Annotated in this window: 4 protein-coding genes and 1 tRNA gene; 2 read left to right on the top strand and 3 right to left on the bottom strand. The window is 29.0% G+C overall.

All coding sequences use genetic code 11. The features are described 5' to 3' along the window. The 3 genes from lgt to CSGHG_RS18650 form a co-directional block, all read right to left on the bottom strand. The coding region (gene lgt, locus CSGHG_RS21475; RefSeq protein ID WP_010299583.1) for a prolipoprotein diacylglyceryl transferase at positions 1-777 on the bottom strand (777 nt) is incomplete at its 3' end. Positions 778-926: 149 nt separating this feature from the next. After that, positions 927-1,373, bottom strand: coding sequence for a nucleoside deaminase (locus CSGHG_RS18655; RefSeq protein WP_010299581.1), 447 nt, complete (start codon positions 1,371-1,373; stop codon positions 927-929). 108 nt (positions 1,374-1,481) lie between these two features. Next, positions 1,482-1,558, bottom strand: a tRNA-Arg gene (locus CSGHG_RS18650). A 207-nt stretch (positions 1,559-1,765) separates the two neighbouring features. Here CSGHG_RS18650 and CSGHG_RS24935 point away from each other — a divergent pair. Together CSGHG_RS24935 and CSGHG_RS21470 are read left to right on the top strand one after the other, a co-directional pair. Continuing rightward, the gene (locus CSGHG_RS24935; protein ID WP_328284750.1) at positions 1,766-1,972 is read left to right on the top strand and encodes a hypothetical protein; all 207 of its coding nucleotides are present in this window, start codon (positions 1,766-1,768) and stop codon (positions 1,970-1,972) included. After that, entirely contained in the window at positions 1,951-3,090 is a 1,140-nt protein-coding gene (locus CSGHG_RS21470) for a pyruvate carboxylase subunit B (RefSeq protein ID WP_328284749.1), read from the top strand. Before CSGHG_RS24935 ends, CSGHG_RS21470 begins: the two co-directional genes overlap by 22 nt. Positions 3,091-3,375 lie beyond the last annotated feature (285 nt).

Genomic DNA, 3,375 nt, shown 5'->3' with positions numbered 1-3,375 from the left:
TGAATATTTGTTTTTACGTTTAGTGTTAGATTTGTTACAGTAAATAACTCCTATAATCCAAATTAAAATTCCTAGCAAGCTTATTAGTTGAGCAACTCTTATAGGTCCTAACATCAAACTATCAGTTCTTAATCCTTCAATAAAAAATCTTCCTAAGGAATATAGTCCTATATAAGTAAAGAAAACTATTCCATTTTTATATACCTTATTTAAAATGTATATAAGTATTATACAAACTATAACATCCCAAATACTTTCATATAAAAATGTAGGATGATAATATGTTCCATCAATTAACATTCCATTTTGTATAAAAGTAGGAAATTTACTGATAAATGATTGAGAAACTGGGCCACCATGAGCTTCTTGATTAAAAAAGTTCCCCCATCTACCAATTGCTTGGGCAAGAATTATACAAGGGGCAGCAACATCCATGCCACCTAAAAAATTTATATTTTTCTTTTTAGCTAAAATATAAGAAACTATTATAGCCGCAATTATACCACCATGGATTGCGATTCCGCCTTGTCTAATATTAAATATATTAATTAGATTATCTTTATATTGATCAAATTCAAATATTACATAATAAGCTCTAGCCCCAATTATAGAAAACGGAAAAGTTATAATAAAAATTGTAAGTAAATCATCATAATCTATATCCCTTAACTTACATGTGTATTGAGCTAAAAGAATTGCGATTATAACACTTATTGAAATACATATACCATACCACGCAATATCTATTCCAAATAAAGAAAACGCAACTTTATCCATATTAACACCTCCAAAATGCATCATATAACAGTATTATATAAATATATAATAAAATAAATAATAATGAAATGTATTACAAAATTATATTATATTAATATTTTGTTTTCTATATGTTTTTGAAATATTTAATATTTTATTTTCATGTTTAATTAACGCTTGTGTTTAAAAAAATTCTCTAGAAGTAAACTACAATCTTTATTATATAACCATTGAACATTTACCCAATGATTAAGAGAATCATTTTGTACTATATTCAATACAGAACCACAGGCACCACTTCTATCGTCAAAGGTACCAATATATAAATTTTTTATTCTGCTTTGAATTATAGCCCCTGCACACATAGGACATGGTTCTAATGTGACGTACATACTACAGTCGGTAAGGCGCCAATTATTAAGAGTTTTACATGCTTTTTTTATAGCTAAAATTTCAGCATGGCAAGTTGGATCATTATTAAACTCTTTTAGATTATGGGCTGTAGCGATTATTTTATTATCTTTTACAATTACAGCTCCAACTGGAACTTCATTAAAAATAAGAGCCTTTTTCGCCTCTTGTATAGCAATTTCCATAAAATTTAAGCTTGGATTCATATTTAACACCTACTAATTAGTAATATTTTTATATTAATTGACGCAAAAATGATTTTAAAATTGCATTTAAATAAAATAAAAGGCCTAACAGTATAGTCTGTTAGGCTGTGGTGCGCGCGAGAGGAGTCGAACCTCCGGCCTACCCCTTAGGAGGGGGTTGCTCTATCCAACTGAGCTACGGGCGCGTATTTAAAAGAATATATCTATATTATAAATATTTTCCCTGTGCAATGTCAACAACTATTAATAAACTTGAATAATACTACATTAATTTATTAATTTTTCAAGAAAAATGAATTTTTCAGAAAAATAAATGATTTATTGCAGATTTTTATATAGGTTTGTGCTAAAATACAAAATGTATGACATTGAAACATAGAGGTGATTAATAAATGAAAAAAATTCATATAACAGAAACAGTGTTAAGAGACGCTAATCAATCATTAATAGCGACTAGATTACCATATGAAAAATTTGCCCCAATTCTTAAAGAATTAGATGATGCAGGATATTATTCATTAGAGTGTTGGGGAGGCGCAACATTTGACTCATGCTTAAGATATTTAAATGAAGATCCATGGGAAAGATTAAAAAAATAAAAAGCATAGTAAAAAAAACACCACTTCAAATGTTATTAAGAGGACAAAACATATTAGGGTATAAACATTATCCAGATGATGTAGTAAGAGAATTTGTTAAGATGTCAGTATATCATGGAATGGATATTATAAGAATTTTTGACGCTTTAAACGATTATGATAATATAGAAGTGGCTATGGATGAGACTTTAAAACAAGGTGCTCATGCACAAGGTACAATAGTATATACAGTTAGCCCTATACACGATGTTAAAAATTATGCTAATTTAGCAAAAAGATTAGAAAATATGGGTGCTAATTCAATATGTATAAAAGATATGGCTGGGCTTATAATGCCAGATATAGCATACGACTTAGTTAAAGGTATAAAGGAAGAAGTTAAAATACCAGTGTTTTTACATTCACACTGTACAAATGGTATAGGTGAAATGTCTTACTATAGAGCAGCTCAGGCAGGCGTTGATGGAATAGATACAGCTATATCATCATTTTCTAGTGGTACATCTCAACCACCTACTGAAACAATGCATCAAGCATTAACTTCAGCTGGATTTGATACAAGCCTAAGTATTGATAAATTAACTAGTATAAATAACTTTTTTAAACCTATAAGACAGGAAGTTTTAGATTCAGGTCTGTTAGATCCAAAGGTATTAACACCGCAACCAGAAGGGTTAAGAAACCAAATACCTGGAGGCATGCTATCTAATATGATAGCGCAGCTTAAAGCACAAAATTCTATTGGAAAATTAGATGCAGTTTTACAAGAGGTACCTAGAGTAAGAGAAGACCTAGGATATCCACCGCTTGTTACACCTATGAGTCAAATGGTAGGAACTCAAGCTACTGTTAATGTATTAACTGGGGAAAGATATAAAATGGTGTTAAAAGAAGTAAAAGCATATTGTAAAGGAGAGTATGGAAAAGCTCCAGGAAAAATAAATCCAGAAGTTATGAAAAAAGCTTTAGGAGATGATGAAACTATAAAAGGAAGATATGCGTCTACTTTAGAACCAGCATTTGAAAAAACAAAAGAATTATTAAAAGGAAAAGTATCTTCTAATGAAGATGTATTATCATATCTTGCATTTCCTCAAATAGCTGAAGAGTTTTTTTGAAAAAAGAGCTGAAAAGCCATCAGAGGAAATTTTAAGAAAAGAAACTAATAGCGAAGTAATATAGTAATAAAACTATAGTAAATAAATAAGACTAAGAAACATCTTAAAATAGTGATAAAAGGCTATTTTAAGGTGTTTTTTTAATATAAATCAATATAACTATTCCACGTGTATCAATAGTAGTAATTTAAAGGAATACAAAGTATAAAAAAGGAATATAAGAATAATATCTCTATTTAGCTTAATTTCAAGAAAAGCATTGAAGTATTTAGCATATAATAAATC

Origin of the sequence: Clostridium senegalense JC122 (assembly GCF_000285575.1) — a bacterium.
GTDB lineage: Bacteria > Bacillota > Clostridia > Clostridiales > Clostridiaceae > Clostridium_J > Clostridium_J senegalense.
The sequence above is the reverse complement of the archived record's forward strand: the minus strand, read 5'-3'. Positions and strand labels throughout refer to the sequence as shown.